A 16054-nucleotide genomic window follows, 5' to 3' on the forward strand; every position below is an offset into this window, starting at 1 on the left:
CCGTGTGTTCAACGTATCCAACACCGACGTCTACTCCATCAGACAACGGGCATCGCTCAGGCCGCGACGCCTTCCGACACACCTTCCAGGCGATCCTCCAGCTCCTCGCCCGCGTTACGCAGGGTTTCGAGCACGGAGTCGTCCGGAGACCAGTAATTGCGTTCGTGCGCCTCCAGCAGGCGGTTGGCCACCCGCGCCGAGGCCATGGGGTTCAGCTCGGCGAGGCGCTTGCGCATCTCCTCGTCCAGCATGAACGTCTCTGTCAACTGATCATACACCCACGGGGCCACCTGCCCGGTGGTGGCCGACCACCCGAGCGTGTTGGTGATGGCCGCCTCGATCTGGCGCACGCCCTCATAGCCGTGCTCCAGCATACTTTCGTACCATTTCGGGTTCAGCATCCGGGTGCGAGTCTCCAGCGCCACCTGCTCGGCCAGGGTGCGCACCTTGCCCTCGCCCATGGTCTGGTCACCGATGTAGACCGGCACCGACGAGCCGTCGCCCCGGGCCCGCGACACCGCGCGGCTGATGCCGCCCAGGGTGTCGAAGTAGTGGTCCACGGTGGTCACACCCAGTTCCATGGACTCCAGGTTCTGGTAGGCCAGATCGACGCCCGACAGGATCTCGCCCAACTGCTCGGCCCGTTGCGTCGGGTTGCCGGCGCGGCCGTAGGCGAAGCACTTGCGCCGGGTGTAGGTCTCGGCCAGCTCGTCCTCCTCGGTCCAGCCGCCCGAGTCCACCAGCATGTTGACGTTGGAGCCGTAAGCGCCGTCGGCGTTGGAGAACACCCGCAAGGCCGCCGTTTCCAGGTCGCAGCCGTGTGCCGCCATATAGGCCACCGCGTGCTTGCGGATGTAGTTCATCTCCTCCGGCTCGCCCTCGGCCGACGCCGCCAGGAAGGCCGCCTCGGCCAGCAGCCGTGTCTGCAAGGGCAGCAGGTCGCGGAAGATGCCCGACAGGGTCATCACCACATCCACGCGCGGTCGGCCCAACTCCTCCAGCGGGATCAACTCGGCCCCGGCCAGCCGGCCGTAGCCATCGAAGCGCGGCCGCGCGCCCATCAGCGCCAGGGCCTGGCCGATCGGCCCGCCCTCGGTCTTCAGGTTGTCGGTGCCCCACAACACGATGGCGATGGTCTCGGGCATCGCGTTGCCCTCGGCCATGTGCCGGTCGAGCACCAGCTTGGCCTGCAACGCGCCGTCCTTGACGGCGAAGGTCGACGGCAGGCGGAAGGGATCGAAGCCGTGCAGGTTGCGCCCGGTGGGCAGGACCGCCGGCGTGCGCAGCAGGTCGCCGCCCGGCGCCGGGCGGATGAACCCGCCGTCGAGCGCGTGCAGCAGCGCCGGAATCTCGCTGTCGGTGGTCAGCAGGCCGTCGATGCGCGCCAACTCCTCGAACAGCGCCAGGTCGAGCCCCACCTTGGCCGCCGCCTCGTCGTCGACCAGGCCGGCCGCGTAGCGCGCCCGGCTCAACGCCTCCTTGGGATCGCCGGTCTCGACCAGCCGCTCGACCACCGAGCGCGGCAACTCGACCTCGCGCGTCGCCTCGGCCAGCGCCAGCAGCAGGTCGACGCGCTCCTCGGCCGTCGGCCCCCGCCCGACCACGTGCAGGCCGTGCGGGATCATGGTTTCCTCCAGCTCCTGCAGGGCCACGCGCAGGCGGTCCAGGCGGGCATCGATCTCGGCGGCGTCGGGGATGTCCTGCCACGCCGGCTCGGCCTCAGCCAGATCCAGTTCCACCGCCTGGGTCTGGATCAGCGGGATCAGGCGCGCCCGCTCGGCGGCATCGTCGGGCGGCAGCGCGCGCCAACGCTCGACCGAGCCCTTCAACTCGGACAGCCCCTTGTACAGGCCCGACTGCGACACCGGCGGCGTCATGTAGCTGACCAGGGTGGCCGCCGAGCGCCGCTTGGCGATGGCGCCTTCCGACGGGTTGTTGGCGGCGTACAGATACACGTTGGGCAGGTCGGCGATGAGGCGCTCCGGCCAGCACCCGCCGGACAGGCCGGTCTGCTTGCCGGGCATGAACTCCAGCGCGCCGTGCATCCCGAAGTGCACCACAGCATGGGCGTCGAACAGGCTGGAAATCCACCGGTAGAAAGCGGCGAAAGCGTGGGTCGGCGTGAAGCCCTTCTCGAACAGCAACCGCATGGGGTCGCCCTCGTAGCCGAACGCCGGCTGCACCGCCACCACCACGTTCCCCAACTGGACACCAAGCACCTGGATCGACTGGCCGTCGCTCTGCTGGCGGCCCGGCGCCGGCCCCCACTGCGCCTCGATCTCGCTCAGCCAGCGTTGGCCCTTGACGTGGTCGTCCACCGAAATGCGGGTCAGCACGTTGGCCTGGGCGCCGTGTTGGGCGGCGTTGCCCACAAGCAGGCGGTCGCGCAGGTCGTCGACGCTGTCCGGCACCTCGACCTGATAGCCGGCCTCGGCCATGGCCTTCAGCGTGTTGAACAGGGATTCGAACACCGACAGATAGGCCGCCGTGCCGACGGCGCCGGAGTTGGGCGGGAAGTTGAACAGCACGATGGCCACCCGCCGCTGGGCGCGCGGCGTGCGACGCAGGCGGATCATGCGGTCGACGCGCGCGGCCAGGGCCTCGACCCGTTCCGGCTCGGGGAACATATCGCGCGCGGTCTCGCCCTCGGCCTCGTCGGTGCGCCCGCCGAACAGCAGCGGCGCGGTGGCGCCGTCCAGTTCGGGGATGGCGATCATCATGGTCGACTCGACCGGCAGCAGCCCCCGGTCCGACCCGCGCCACTGGTCGAGCGACTGGAACTCCACCGCCATGGCCGTCATGTACGGCAGGTCGAGGCGCGACAGCAGGTCCTCGGCGGCGCGGGCGTCGTTGTAGGCCGGCCCGCCCACCAGCGAGAACCCGGTCAGCGACAGCAGGGCGTCGATCACCGGCTTTTCGCCGTCGAGATAGAAGGTCTCGATCGCCGGGCGCGAGTCCAGGCCGCTGGAGAAGGCCGCGATCACCCGCAGGCCACGCGCCTCCAGCGCGCCGATCACCGCGTCATAGTGCGCGGTGTTGCCGGCCAGGATGTACGAGCGCATGACCAGAACGCCAACCGTGCCCTTGACGGGGCCGTCCGGCTTGGGCAGGCGCGCCAAGTCGGTGCCGAGGCGCCCGGGCATCCGCGGGTGATACAGCCCGGTCTCGGGATACTCGGCCGGCGCCTCGGGCTTGATCTGGCCGCGCAGCACGCGGCGCGGGCCGTCGGCGTAGCGGTCCACCATGAAGCGGACCAGGTTGGCGACGTTCTCCTCCGACCCCGCCAGCCAGTATTGCAGGGTGAGGAAGTAGGCGCGCATGTCCTGCGCCTTGCCCGGGATGAAGCGCAGGATCTGCGGGATACGGCGCAGCATGGCCATCTGACCGGCGCCGGAGTCGAAGCCCTTGTCGTCCTTCTTCTTCAGGCTGCCGCGCAGCTTCTTCAGCAGGGCCGCCACGCCGCCCTGCTTGGCGTCCATGCGGAACGGCCCCAGCTTGGTCAGCTTGACCACCTCGCCGGCGCACATGGCGCCCACCATGGCGTCGCACGATTCGCGGCGCGCCTGCAGCGCCGGCAGCACCGCCTGGATGTGATCCTCCATGAACAGCATGGTGACGATGATGATGTCGCCATGCTCGATGTCATGCAGGCAGCGCCCCAGCGCGTCGGTGTCGTCGCCCCACTCCGATGCCGCGTGCAGCGAGAGATGCAGGCCCGGCAGGTCCTTGCGCAAGGTCCGCGCCGCACGTTCCGTGGCCCCGGACAGATGGCCGTCCAGCGTCACGATCACGACCCGGATGGGCGTGTCCTCACCGACTGAAGTAGGCTTTGGCATCGTACAGAGTCTCGATGGTGATCGTGTGAAGGTGCCGCTCGGTGGCGTACCGCTCCGTGTTGCGGCGGGCCTTGCCCCGAACGAAGAAGGGGATCTTGTTCAGCTCGCGCTCGGCCTCGGCGGTCCAGACCGAACCTTGGGGCGCGGGGGAGTCGGGCGCGGCGGCCGGATGGCGGGCCGCCGCGTCCTCGGGGGACGGGGACGGTTGGACGGAGGACGGAACCGGTTCAGTGCCGGGACGGACGGACGGATCGCGCGCCGCCGGGCGCCCGCCAGCGGCGCCGGCGAGATGAGACGGCCCAGCGTCGGCGTGGAACTCGAAATCCTCACGGAACATGCCCAGAAGGTGCTCTTCCAGGCCCATCATGAGCGGATGAACCCAGGTGTCAAACAGGACGTTGGCGCCCTCGACCCCCATCTGCGGGGCATGGCGGGCCGGGAAGTCCTGCACATGCACGGGCGCGGAAATCACGGCGCAGGGCAGGCCCAGGCGCTTGGCGATGTGGCGTTCCATCTGCGTGCCCAGCACCAGGTCGGGCCGGGCCTCGGCGATCGCCTCTTCCACCTCCAGATAGTCGTCGGTGATCAGCGCCTCGATGCCGTATCCCTTGGCGGCGGCCCGCACATCGCGGGCGAACTCGCGCGTGTAGGTGCCCAGTCCGACCACCTCGAAGCCCATCTCGTCGGCCGCCACGCGGGCGGCGGCGATGGCATGGGTGGCGTCGCCGAACACGAACACGCGCTTGCCGGTCAGGTAGGTGCTGTCGACCGAGCGCGAGAACCACGGCAGGCGCGGCGCCAGCGCGGCCAGCGTCGGTTCGGGAACCAGCCCGGCCAGCGTGGCCACCTCGCGCACGAAATCTCGCGTCGCCCCCACGCCGATCGGCACCGTGGTGGTGCGCGGCTGGCCGAACGCGGTCTCCAGCCAGCGGGCGGTGGTCTCGCCGATCTCGGGATAGAGCACGACGTTGAAGTCGGCCTCGCCCAGACGCGCCACGTCGGAGGCGGTCGCCCCCAGCGGCGCGGTGACATTGACCCGCACGCCCATATCGGCCAGCAGGCCGGCGATTTCCTTGGCATCGTCGCGGTGGCGGAAGCCCAGGGCGGTCGGCCCCAGCAGGTTGCACGACGGCGGAACGCCGTCAGCGCGGGGCGGCCGTTTGGTGCCCGGCGGCGGCGCCTTCGGTCCGGCCAGCGCGCGCGCCAGGCGATAGAAGGTCTCGGCCGCGCCCCAGGTTTCCTTGCGCTGGTACGACGGCAAATCGAGCGGCACCACCGGCACCGGCAGCCCCAGCGCCTTGGCCAGACCGCCCGGGTCGTCCTGCAACAACTCGGCGGTGCACGACGAGCCGACCAGCAGGGCATCCGGCTTGAACCGCGCGCACGCGTCGCGGGCCGTCTCGCACAACAGGTCGGCGGTATCCCGGCCCAGGTCGCGCGCCTGGAAGGTGGTGTAGCTGACCGCCGGGCGTGATGGCCGGCGCTCGATCATGGTGAACAGCAGGTCGGCGTAGGTGTCGCCCTGGGGCGCGTGCAGGACATAGTGTACCCCTTCCATGGCGGTGGCGACGCGCATCGCCCCGACATGCGGTGGTCCCTCGTATGTCCACACGGTCAGCCGCATGGGGTTCAGACCTTCAACAAACCGTCGCGCAGAAGGGGCCGGGCGAACAGTTCCGCCAGATCCCCTGCCTGCTCATACCCCTGGATTGGGGTGAACACCAGTTCAATCGACCACTTGGTCGTCAGTCCCTCCGCCTCCAGCGGGTTGGCCAGTCCCAGGCCGCACACCGTCAGATCCGGACGGGCGGCACGACAGCGGTCCAGTTGCTCATAGACGTGCTGGCCCTCCACCAGGCGCGTGCCCTCGGGCAGCAACGCCAGGTCCGGCTCCATCAGGCCGCGGTGCAGATACGGTGTGGCCACCTCGACCGGCACCATGCCCATCTCGCGCGACAGCACCCGGGCCAGGGCCGGTTCCAGCTGCGAGTCGGGGAAGAAGAAGACGCGCCGACCGGCCAGCACACTGCGGTGGCTCTCCAGCGCGGCGCGGGCGCGCTCACGACCCGGGGCGGTGACGCGCTCGACCGTGTCGGCGTCGATGCCAAAAGCCTCGGCGGCGGCGGTCAACCACAGCGTGGTTCCCTCGGCGCCCAGCGGGAACGGCGCCGGCAGGCGGCGGGCGCCGCGTTTTTCCAGCAGGCGGGCGGTTTCGGCCAGGAAGGGCTGGGCCAGCAGAACGCGGGTGTTGGGACCGACGGACGGCAGCGCCTCGGCGCTGCGGGACGGCAGGAACTGGACGGAGTCGATCCCCAGGGCGGCGAACAGGCGGGCGAACTGATCCTCCACCACGTCGGCCAGGGTGCCCACCACCAGCAGACTCGACGCCGCGTCGGGCGCCGCCGCCGGCATCTCCGGCACCAGCGCGGCCAGGGCGGCGTCCTCGCCCTCGGTAAAGGTGGTGTCCAGGCCGCTGCCCGAATAGCTCAGCACCCGGGTACGCCCGGCGTAGGCGGCGGACAACCGCTGGGCGGCCCGCGACAGGTCCAGCTTGATGACCTCCGACGGGCAGGAGCCGACCAGGAACAGAAGTTTGATATCGGGGCGGCGCTCCAGCAGGCGGGCCACCTCGCGGTCCAGCTCGTCGTTGGCGTCGGCCAGCCCGGCCAGATCGCGCTCTTCCAGGATGGCGGTGGCGAAGCGGGGCTCGGCGAAGATCATGACGCCGGCGGCCGACTGCATCAGGTGCGCGCAGGTGCGCGAGCCAACGATGAGGAAAAAGGCGTCCTGGATCTTGCGGTGCAGCCAGATGATGCCGGTCAGGCCGCAGAACACCTCGCGCGGCCCCCGCTCGACGGTGGCTTCCACCGTGGGCGCCACCGAACCGGCGGCACGACCGTCAGCGGGCGCGCCGGTGGCACCGGAGTCCGGCGCCGGACAAGGCGGGGGTGAGACGAGGGCGGCCGAGGAGCGCATTACATCGTGCCCGCCACGTTCGCGTCCCGCCGCGCCTCGGCGGCGGCCTGAAGCCGCGCGGCGCGCAGCTTCAGCACGAACTGACCGGCATTGATGACGTACGTCGCATAGGCGGCCAGGGCGAGGATCATCAGCGCCTGACTGCCCAGCAGGTCGAGGAACAGGGCGACGAGATAGGCCGTATGCAGCGCCAGCACGAGCATACTGAAGACGTCTTCCCAATAGAACGCCGGCGCGAACAGGTAGCGGCCGAACACCTCTTTCTCCCAGATCGCGCCGGTGATCATGATCACATACAGCACGATGGTCTTGATGACGATGGAGGCGGTGGCAATGGCATATCCATTGCCGGTCAGCAGGTAGTCGACCACCAGATAAAGGCTGACCAGGAACACGGCGAACTGCAGCGGCGCCAGCACGCCCTGCACCAGGGTCCACGGGGACTCGTCACGGCGGCGGCGTTCCTCGGGCGTATACAGAGGGCGGGTCGCACCCTGTTCCGGCGGAGTCGGCAGGCTGGCCGTGTTCGGCACCGTCAGGCCGGCATGGGCCGACCAGGGGCACCGGTCCACGGTCGCGATCATGCGGTCGATGTTGAACTTCAGCATGGTTGTGCCAACCCTCCGTGAGATCTCCCGACAGGCGCGCGGTCAATCGTCTGACCGCCGCCGACGGTGGCGCGACGCGTGACGCGAGCTGTCTTCACTTCCTTATTGGGGGGTGGGTCCATGACGAAAGACCCTGCGCGGCCGCGCCCGTTTTCTCCCAACCGGGAGCGGCCATCCCCGTCCTTGCCGTCCAGCCATCCTCGGTGACTCTATGAGGACGGGCCGGACGTGTCAACCAAACAAGACGTCAATTGCTATTGACAAAGACCGCTCGCTGCGATGAGGTAGCGTGGTTTCTGGAACGTGATCCGGTTGCGTTCCGTCCCTTTTCTTGATGAAGTGCGAAGGCTCGATCCGAACCGGATCGGCCTGACGGTTGGGTGTTGCACACCGTGCCAGGAGCGAAACACGCTCGCGCCAAGGCATGGGTGAGTCTTTCAATCAGACGCCGTGACCGTGGATCGCAAACCATCAATGGGAGGGGGCACGTCATGGCGAGTTCTGGGCGCCGGGACGTATACGGTCTGGACCTTCGGCCGTCGCTGGAGATCGCAGGCGCGGACTTGTCCGCGAACTTGTCAAGGAGCACGCACCACGTCGCGGGCCGATGGGGATCAAGGGGGTCAGGAGCAACCGACATCGATCCTCAGCGGGTGTCCAGGTGTGCGCGGGGCGCCACGGCGACAGGCTCGGACGCAGCCGGCACGGCACCGGACACACACCGCGGATGGAGTCCGCGACCGAACGAGGAGCCTAAAGGGGAGCGGTTCGGGCCGTGGCAGTCGCGGCAGCCGTCCAGGGCTCGGGAGGAGAAAGCCTTGGCGAGCGTCATCGAGGAAGACGTCATACCGCGCCTGGTGATGGCCCATCGTCGGACCATCGCGGCCCCGAACGGTCGGGGCGGCCCCCGGCTCGTGGAGCCCGGACCGACCACGTCGGATGTCGAGACCTTTGGCCAGTTCATTCTGAATAACGACATGGAACGCGCCCTGTCCATCGTGGACACCTGGTGCGCCAACGGCGCCTCGCTGGAGGACGTCTGCGCCGGTTTGCTGCAACCGTCCGCGTCCCTTCTTGAAAGCTATTGCGCCGGCGATGCCATCGATTTCGCCGACCTGACGCTGGGCCTTGGGCGCCTGCAGTGGGTCCTGCATGACCTGGAACGGATCTGCGGCGACGACGCGCCCCTGTGCGGGCTCGACCGCCGCATTCTGCTGGCGGCCGTGCCGGCGGAGCGGCACACGTTCGGCGTCTCCATGCTGTCGGCGGTGTTTCACCGCGCCGGCTGGGACGTCACGGATGCCCTGCTGATCGAGTCGTTCGAAAGCCTGGTCGGCATGGTGCGCGCCGAGTCCTATCCCATGGTGGGACTGTGGGTCGGGGGTGGTTGCCGCATGTCGGGGCTGGCGGACGGCATCGACGCCGTGCGCCGCTCATCCATCAATCCAGACGTGAAGGTGCTGATGGCGGGACCCGTGTTTGGCGGCAATCCATCCGGAGTCGCCACCAAGGGCGCGGATGCCGTGGCCGACACGGCGCCGGCGGCGGTGCATCAGGCCGAACGCTTGCTCGACCGCGCCTTGGGGCGACACTAAGCAAGCGGGGCCCGGCGGGGTCTCGCTGAGGCGAGGGGAGTTGTGCAGCAGTTCAGCGCACCAAGAACCTCCGTCGGAGACCTCGACGCCGTACAGGCGGCCCGGATCATCCTGGCATCGGCCGATGTCGCGCTGATCCTGGACTCGGCGGGCGTGGTGCGCGACGTGGCCATCGGCAAGGGCGACCTGGGTCTCGGGCCGCCCGGCGCCTGGATGGGGCGCGCCTGGACGGACACGGTCACCGAGGACAGCCAGCCCAAGGTCGAGACCCTGGTGCGCGACGCCCTGGCCGACGTTCCCACCGGTTGGCGCCAGGTCAGCTATCCCATCCCCGACGGCGCCGACGTGCCCGTGCTGTTCGCCGCCACCCGTCTTGGCGGCGGAGACCGGGTATTGGCCGTGGGCCGCGACCTGCGCTCCGTGGCCGGAATGCAGCAACGGTTGCTGCTGGCCCAGCAGACCATGGAGCGGGACTACAACCGGCTGCATCACCTGGAAACACGCTACCGCCTGTTGTTCAAGCTGTCGTCCGAGGCGGTGCTGTTCGTCGACTCGGCCTCGCGCAAGATCGTCGAGGCCAACACCGCCGCCCAGGCGCTGTTCGGCGACGGCGGCAAGGCGCTGGTGGGCCGCGTCTTCCCGCACGGCATCGAAACCGAGGACGCCGACTCCATTGAAACCCTGCTGGCCAGCGTGCGCGCCATCGGGCGCGGCGAGGACGTCACCGCCCGCCTGGGACCGGCCCGGCGCGAGGTGGTGGTCTCCGCCGCCCTGTTCCGCATCGAACGCAACGTCCAGTTCCTGGTGCGCCTTTCGCCCAGAGTCTCCGACACCGACGGCACCCTGATCACGCACGCCCGCGCCCGCCTGCTGGACGTGGTGGACAACGCCCCGGACGGCATCGTCGTCACCGACATGGACGGCATTATTCTGTCGGCCAACACGGCCTTCCTTGATTTCGTGCAGGTGGCCACCGAGGCCCAGGTGCGCGGACGCCCGCTGGGCCGGTTCATCGGCCGCCCGGGCGTGGACGTCACGCCGCTGATCTCCAACCTGCGGGAACTGGAAACCGTGCGCCAGTTCACCACCGCCATCCACGGCGACATCGGCGCCAGCACCACCGTCGAGATCTCGGCGGTCGCCGTGCCGCACGCCGACCGCCCGTGCCTGGGCTTCGTCATGCGGGCCGTGACGGATCGCGACGGGGCGGACGCCACCAGCCTCAACGCGGTCACCGTGCCGCGCTCGGTCGAGCAACTGACGGAACTCGTCGGCCGCGTGTCGCTCAAGGAGATCATCCGCGAGACCAACGACATGATCGAAAAGCTGTGCATCCAGGCGGCCCTGGAACTGACCGGCGACAATCGCGCCTCGGCCGCCGAAATGCTGGGCCTGAGCCGCCAAAGCCTGTATGTCAAGCTGCGGCGCTATAATCTGGGGGACCTGTCGTCGGCGGCCGACTCGGCCTGACAGTCCCGCAAGCGCATGGCCCCATCCCTTCCAATTGACGCAACCCGGACCCCGGCCTAGTGTCCCCGCCCATGCAACGCATTCAGCCCGCAGCCCTGCTTGAAGTGCTGCACCCCATCACCTGGTTCGCCCCCATGTGGGCCTTCACCTGCGGCGTCGTGTCGTCGGGCCAGCCGATCCTGCCCAACGTCTTGTTCATCGTGGGCGGGATCATCCTGGCCGGACCGCTGGTCTGCGCCACCAGTCAGGTGGTCAATGACTGGTACGACCGCCACGTCGACGCCATCAACGAACCGGATCGGCCGATCCCGTCCGGGCGCATCCCCGGCGCCTGGGGCCTGATCATCGCCATCGCCATGACCCTGCTGTCGATGGGTTGGGCCTGGCTGTTGGGCGAGTGGGTGTTCTGGGCCGCCGTGGTCGGGCTGGCCCTGGCCTGGGCCTATTCCATGCCGCCGGTGCGCCTGAAGCTGAACGGCTGGTGGGGCAATGGCGCCGTCGGCCTGTGCTACGAGAGCCTGCCCTGGTTCACCGGCGCCGCCATCATGGTGGGCGGCCTGCCGCACTGGGGCATCATCGCGCTGGCCCTGCTGTACGGCGCCGGCGCGCACGGCATCATGACGCTGAACGACTTCAAGGCCATCGAGGGCGACACCAAGCTGGGCGTGCGCACCCTGCCCGTCCAGCTCGGCGCCGACCGCGCCGCCCGTGTGTCGTGCTGGATCATGGCCATCCCGCAGGCGGTGGTCATCAACCTGCTGCTGCTGTGGGGGCACCCGTGGCACGCGCTGTTCGTGTTCGGGCTGCTGGCCGTGCAGGGCCTGCTGATGATCCGGTTCCTGCGCAACCCGGTGAAGAACGCCCTGTGGTACAGCGGCATCGGCGTGCCCTTCTACGTCTCCGGCATGATGATCAGCGCCTTTGCCTTGCGCTTTGATCCGGCCATCGCGGGCCTCTCATGAGCGGCGCCGGATCTGTCCAGGGAGGCACCTTCCAGGGATGGGTGTTCATCGCCCGCCTGGCCCTGGTGCAGGCGTCGCTGGGCGCGATCATCGTTCTGACGACCTCGACCCTGAACCGGGTCATGGTGGTCGAGTTGGCGCTGGCGGCCATGATCCCCGGCGCCCTGGTCACCCTGCGCGAGGCCCTGCAGTTCCTGCGGCCGCGCTGGGGCCACGGCTCCGACGTGGGCGGCCGGCGCACCCCCTGGATCGTCGGCGGCATGGCCCTGTTGGCGCTGGGCGGCATCGGCGCCGGCCTGTCCACCGCCTGGATGGGCACCGACCTGACCGGGGGCCTGATCGGCGCCGTCGTCTCCTATACCGTGATCGGCATCGGCGTCGGCGCCGCCGGCACCAACCTTCTGGCCCTGCTGGCCAAGCGGGTGGCGCCCGCCCGCCGCGCGGCGGCGGCGACCATCGTCTGGCTGATGATGTTCGTCGGCTTCATCATCTCCGCCGCCGTGGCCGGGGCCTATCTGGACATCGCCGACGTCACTGCGGCAACCGCGAGCGGGTACTCGCCCGAACGGCTGGTGATGGTCACCACCGGCGTCTGTGTGGTGGCCTTTCTGGTCTCCGCCGCCGCCATGTGGGGCATCGAGGGACGCCGGGCGCCCAAAGCCAAAGCCGCGCCAGAGGTCGAGACCGAGGCGGCGCCCGCCCCGCCGCCCAAGCCGGGCTTCCTGGAGTCCCTGGCCGAGGTCTGGCGCGAGGACGAGGCACGCCGGCTGGCCATCTTCATCTTCGTGGCCATGCTGTCCTACAACATCCAGGACCTGATCCTGGAACCGTTCGCCGGGGCCGTGTTCGCCTACACCGTGGGCGCGTCGACCCAACTGACCAGCGTGCAGCACAGCGGCGCGCTCGCCGGCATGTTGCTGGTGGGCATCCTGGCCAGCGGCTTCGGCGGCGGCCGGCCGGCGGTCCTGAAACTGTGGACCATGGGCGGCTGCGTCGCCTCCGGGCTGTGCCTGTTGGCCATCGCCGTGTCCGGTCAGTACGCCGAGGTCTGGCCGCTGCGCGCCACCGTGTTCCTGATGGGGCTGGCCAACGGCGCCTTCGCCGTGGCCGCCATCAGCACCATGATGGGCCTGGCCAGCGCCGGCGCCGCCGACCGCGAGGGCATCCGCATGGGCGTGTGGGGCGCGGCCCAGGCCATCGCCTTCGCCCTGGGCGGGTTCCTGGGCACCGTCGCGGTGGACGCCACCCGTCAGGTGTTCGACGATCCGGCGCACGCTTACGGCGTGGTGTTCGCCGCCGAGGGTGTGCTGTTCGCCGCCTCCGCCCTGCTGGCGGCGCGCGTCGGCGGCGCCGCCGCCCTGTCCCGCCTGCGCGAGCCGGGCGGGGCGACGGCCGACCAGAGCCTGCCCGCCCAATAAGCTTTCCAACAACCACGAAGGACGACACGACCATGAGCGGAAACGGGGACGCCATCGAGACCGTCGACGTGGTCGTCGTTGGCGGCGGCCCGGCCGGCGCCACGGCGGCGACGGATCTGGCCCGCAAGGGACGCACCGTGGTGATGCTGGACCGCGAACGGCGCATCAAGCCGTGCGGCGGCGCCATCCCGCCCCGCGCCATGAAGGATTTCGACATTCCCGAGACCAGCCTGGTCAGCAAGGTCAAGGGCGCGCGGGTGATCTCGCCGTCCGGCCGCATCGTCGACATGCCGATCCTCAGCGGCTATGTCGGCATGGTCGACCGCAAGGACTTCGACCCCTGGCTGCGCGCCCGCGCCGGCGAGGCGGGGGCGGACTGGCGCGCCGGCACCGCCGAGGCTTTCGAGCGCGACAACGACGGGACGGCGGTGATCGTCTATCGCCAGCAGAACGGCGAGGGCGAACCGACCACCAAACGCGTGCGCGCGCGCGCCGTCATCGGCGCCGACGGCGCCCGCTCGATGCTCGCCCAGACACAGGTGCCCGGCGGCGCCACGCGTCCCATGGTGCTGGCCTATCACGAGATCATCCGCGCCCCCGAGCCGGGCACCGTTCCCGGCTACGACCCCGAGCGCTGCGACGTCTGGTATGATGGCTCCATCTCGCCCGATTTCTACGGCTGGGTGTTCCCGCACGGCGAGACCATCAGCATCGGCATGGGGACGGAAAAGAAGGACTTCGACCTGAGGGCCGCCACCACCGAGCTGCGCCGGCGCACCGGCCTGGACAAGATGGAGACGCTGCGCCGCGAGGGCGCGCCCATCCCGCTGAAGCCGCTCAAGGTGTGGGACAACGGCAGGGATGTGGTCCTGGCCGGCGACGCCGCCGGCGTGGTCGCGCCGTCCTCCGGCGAGGGCATCTACTACGCCATGGTCGGCGGCCGGCTGGCCGGCGAGGCGGTGGACGCCATGCTGCGCACGGGCCAGTCCTCGCACCTCGCCGACGCGCGCAAGCGATTCATGAAAGAACACGGGCGCGTGTTCTGGATTCTCGGCCTATTGCAGGACTTCTGGTATACCAATGACAAGCGACGCGAGAGATTCGTGTCCATCTGCGAGGACCCCGACGTGCAGCGACTGACCTGGGAGGCCTACATGAACAAGGCCCTGGTGCGCACCAGCCCGCTGGCGCACGTGCGGATCTTCTTCAAGGATATGGCCCATCTGCTGGGATTGGTGAAACCATGACAGACGCAACGGCCTCGGCGGCCAACGAAAAGCGCGGGGGTCCGATCTGGATCCCGATCCTTGCCATCCTGATCTGGATCGGCGTCGTCGGCGGCGTGGGCAACCAGGTCACGATTCTCAGCGACTGGTACTACGGGCTCGAACAGCCCGACTTCAAGCCGCCGGACTGGGCGTTCCCGGCCGGGTGGAGCCTCATCTACCTGTGTACCGCCGTCTCGGCGGTGTTGGCATGGCAGCGCGCCCCGTCCAACGGCGCGCGCGGGGCCCTGAGCCTCGCCTATGCGTTCAGCGCGGGTGCGAATATCCTGTGGAGCTACCTGTTCTTCACGCTGCAGCGGCCGGACTGGGCGTTGGCGGAGGTGCTCGTCCTGTGGATTTCTGTGCTGGCGCTGATCATCGAGAGTGCCCGCTGTGACCGAGCGGCCGCCTGGTGGCTGATGCCCCACATCGCCTGGGTCAGCTTCGCCGCCCTGCTGAATGCCGCCGTGTGGTGGCTGAACGCGCCGTTCCCCGGCGTGGCGGCGGGCTGAGCGGAGTGCCCGCCGGTGATGGACTGGCTGCGCTGGCTGCATGACTCGGGGCACGTGGCCGACTTGGTTGTGGCCGTCATCGTGCTGGAAGGCGTCGGGCTGATCTGGCTGCACCGCCGCGTCGGCCGGCCCGGCTGGCCCTGGCGGATGGTGCTGGCCCTGATCCCCGGCGCGGCGCTGGTGATGGCCCTGGGCGCGGCCCTGCGCGGCGCCGACTGGATGTGGGTGGGCGCGTGGCTGCTGGTGTCACTGGGGGTCCACCTGACCGACATGTGGGTGCGCTGGCGGCGATAGCGGCGACGCTCGGCCCGGACGGGATCGGCCCATGGCCCTGTCGCAGACTCCGCACGATAGCCTGTTTCGCGCCCTGCTCGATGACCCGGAGCGGGCCGCGACCCTGATCCGCGAGCGCCTGCCACCCGAGGTCGTTGACGGTCTGGCGGCCAGCCTTCCGGAGCCCGTGGACGGCACGTTCATCGACGACACCCTGCGCTCGACCCGCAGCGACCGCCTGTTCCGGCTGCGGCTGAAGGACGGACGGCCGGCGTTCCTGTACGTGCTGCTGGAGCACAAGAGCACGCCCGATCCGGCGACGCCGTTGCAACTGCTCGGCTACATGGTGCGCATCTGGGAGGCCCATGCCGAGGGCAAGGCCGAACGCCTGCGCGCCCTGCCGCCGATCTTTCCCCTGGTCGTCTACCATGGGGCGGCGCCATGGACCGCACCGCTGTCGCCCCTGGACTGCATCGCCACGGACGACGCCGGTGCCCTGGACCAGGCCAGGTCCCTGCGCTACACGCTGGTCGATCTCGGCCCCATGGCGCTGCCCGAGTTGTCGCGGGACCGGGTGTTACAGGCCGGCCTGACGGCGCTCAAATATGCGTTTCAGGCGGGTGTGACGGCCGATGTGCTGGAGGCGATCCTGAGCGGGGTTCCCGATGGGCACCCTCTCGAAATCCGCCTCATGACCTATATCCTGACCGTGCACGACACCCGTCGTGATACAGTGGTGGACGCGCTGCGCCGCGCGAAACCGGAACGCTGGGAGGCTGTCATGGGCACTGTGGCCGAGGAAATCTTCAACGAAGGGATGGCCAAGGGCATGGCCAAGGGCATCGCCGAGGGCATCGCCAAGGGCATCGCCAAGGGCAAGGCCGAAGGACAGGCGGCTCTTCTCCTTCATCTTCTGGAGCGCAAGTTCGGGTCGGTCCCGACCGCGACACGGCAGCACGTCATCGCGGCGACACCAGAGGCCCTGGAACGCTGGGCGGACACGGTGCTGGATGCCACCAGCCTCGACGAGGTGTTTCGCGGGCCAATTCACTGAAGACAATGGTCGCCCGAAACCGGAACGCAAGGAGGCTGTCATGGGCACCGTGGCCGAGGAAATCTTCAACGAAGGCATGGCCAAG

12 protein-coding genes are annotated in these 16054 nt (G+C 69.4%); 8 read left to right on the forward strand and 4 right to left on the reverse strand.

Translation table 11 applies throughout. From position 1 onward, the window contains the following. Positions 1–56: 56 nt before the first annotated feature. From Q0309_RS06315 to bchF, 4 genes are all read right to left on the reverse strand, one after another. Positions 57–3836, reverse strand: a complete 3780-nt coding sequence (locus tag Q0309_RS06315; protein ID WP_299438622.1) for a magnesium chelatase subunit H — start codon at positions 3834–3836, stop codon at positions 57–59. Then, positions 3811–5460 (reverse strand): ferredoxin:protochlorophyllide reductase (ATP-dependent) subunit B, encoded by a 1650-nt coding sequence (bchB, locus tag Q0309_RS06320; protein WP_299438624.1) that lies wholly within the window; start codon positions 5458–5460, stop codon positions 3811–3813. The genes Q0309_RS06315 and bchB overlap by 26 nt, the downstream gene beginning before the upstream one ends. Before the next feature lie 5 nt (positions 5461–5465). Continuing rightward, positions 5466–6704: a ferredoxin:protochlorophyllide reductase (ATP-dependent) subunit N gene (locus Q0309_RS06325; RefSeq protein ID WP_299438626.1), complete on the reverse strand. Its 1239-nt coding sequence runs from the start codon at positions 6702–6704 to the stop codon at positions 5466–5468. Positions 6705–6811: 107 nt separating this feature from the next. Next, positions 6812–7420, reverse strand: coding sequence for a 2-vinyl bacteriochlorophyllide hydratase (bchF, locus tag Q0309_RS06330; RefSeq protein WP_299438628.1), 609 nt, complete (start codon positions 7418–7420; stop codon positions 6812–6814). Between the two features lie 818 nt (positions 7421–8238). On the opposite strand from bchF, the gene Q0309_RS06335 reads away from it, so the two are divergent. The 8 genes from Q0309_RS06335 (at position 8239) to Q0309_RS06370 (ending at position 15969) form a co-directional block, all read left to right on the forward strand. Further along, complete coding sequence (locus Q0309_RS06335) at positions 8239–9015, forward strand: B12-binding domain-containing protein (RefSeq protein WP_299438630.1); 777 nt, start codon at positions 8239–8241, stop codon at positions 9013–9015. Between the two features lie 42 nt (positions 9016–9057). After that, positions 9058–10485 carry a transcriptional regulator PpsR gene (ppsR, locus tag Q0309_RS06340; protein WP_299438632.1) on the forward strand — a complete coding sequence of 476 codons (1428 nt, stop codon included), beginning with the start codon at positions 9058–9060 and terminating at the stop codon, positions 10483–10485. 71 nt (positions 10486–10556) lie between these two features. Next, positions 10557–11447: a chlorophyll synthase ChlG gene (chlG, locus tag Q0309_RS06345; RefSeq protein WP_299438634.1), complete on the forward strand. Its 891-nt coding sequence runs from the start codon at positions 10557–10559 to the stop codon at positions 11445–11447. Next, entirely contained in the window at positions 11444–12865 is a 1422-nt protein-coding gene (locus tag Q0309_RS06350) for a BCD family MFS transporter (protein WP_299438636.1), read from the forward strand. Before chlG ends, Q0309_RS06350 begins: the two co-directional genes overlap by 4 nt. Positions 12866–12897: 32 nt before the next feature. Then, on the forward strand, positions 12898–14112 hold the full coding sequence (locus Q0309_RS06355; protein ID WP_299438638.1) for a geranylgeranyl diphosphate reductase: 1215 nt from the start codon (positions 12898–12900) through the stop codon (positions 14110–14112). Then, complete coding sequence (locus Q0309_RS06360) at positions 14109–14642, forward strand: TspO/MBR family protein (RefSeq protein WP_299438640.1); 534 nt, start codon at positions 14109–14111, stop codon at positions 14640–14642. The genes Q0309_RS06355 and Q0309_RS06360 overlap by 4 nt, the downstream gene beginning before the upstream one ends. A 15-nt stretch (positions 14643–14657) precedes the next feature. Next, complete coding sequence (locus Q0309_RS06365; RefSeq protein ID WP_299438642.1) at positions 14658–14936, forward strand: hypothetical protein; 279 nt, start codon at positions 14658–14660, stop codon at positions 14934–14936. Between the two features lie 31 nt (positions 14937–14967). Continuing rightward, entirely contained in the window at positions 14968–15969 is a 1002-nt protein-coding gene (locus tag Q0309_RS06370) for an Rpn family recombination-promoting nuclease/putative transposase (RefSeq protein ID WP_299438644.1), read from the forward strand. Positions 15970–16054: the final 85 nt, after the last annotated feature.

It is taken from the genome of uncultured Rhodospira sp. (genome assembly GCF_937138205.1).
Classification (GTDB): Bacteria; Pseudomonadota; Alphaproteobacteria; order Rhodospirillales; family Rhodospirillaceae; genus Rhodospira.

What these genes read in the sequence shown, in the direction of transcription:
- Q0309_RS06315 (WP_299438622.1), bottom strand. Translation starts at nt 3,836, where the DNA reads ATGCCAAAGCCTACTTCAGTCGGTGAGGACACGCCCATCCGGGTCGTG.
- bchB (WP_299438624.1), bottom strand. Translation starts at nt 5,460, where the DNA reads ATGCGGCTGACCGTGTGGACATACGAGGGACCACCGCATGTCGGGGCG.
- bchF (WP_299438628.1), bottom strand. Translation starts at nt 7,420, where the DNA reads ATGCTGAAGTTCAACATCGACCGCATGATCGCGACCGTGGACCGGTGC.
- chlG (WP_299438634.1), top strand. Translation starts at nt 10,557, where the DNA reads ATGCAACGCATTCAGCCCGCAGCCCTGCTTGAAGTGCTGCACCCCATC.
- Q0309_RS06350 (WP_299438636.1), top strand. Translation starts at nt 11,444, where the DNA reads ATGAGCGGCGCCGGATCTGTCCAGGGAGGCACCTTCCAGGGATGGGTG.
- Q0309_RS06355 (WP_299438638.1), top strand. Translation starts at nt 12,898, where the DNA reads ATGAGCGGAAACGGGGACGCCATCGAGACCGTCGACGTGGTCGTCGTT.
- Q0309_RS06360 (WP_299438640.1), top strand. Translation starts at nt 14,109, where the DNA reads ATGACAGACGCAACGGCCTCGGCGGCCAACGAAAAGCGCGGGGGTCCG.
- Q0309_RS06370 (WP_299438644.1), top strand. Translation starts at nt 14,968, where the DNA reads ATGGCCCTGTCGCAGACTCCGCACGATAGCCTGTTTCGCGCCCTGCTC.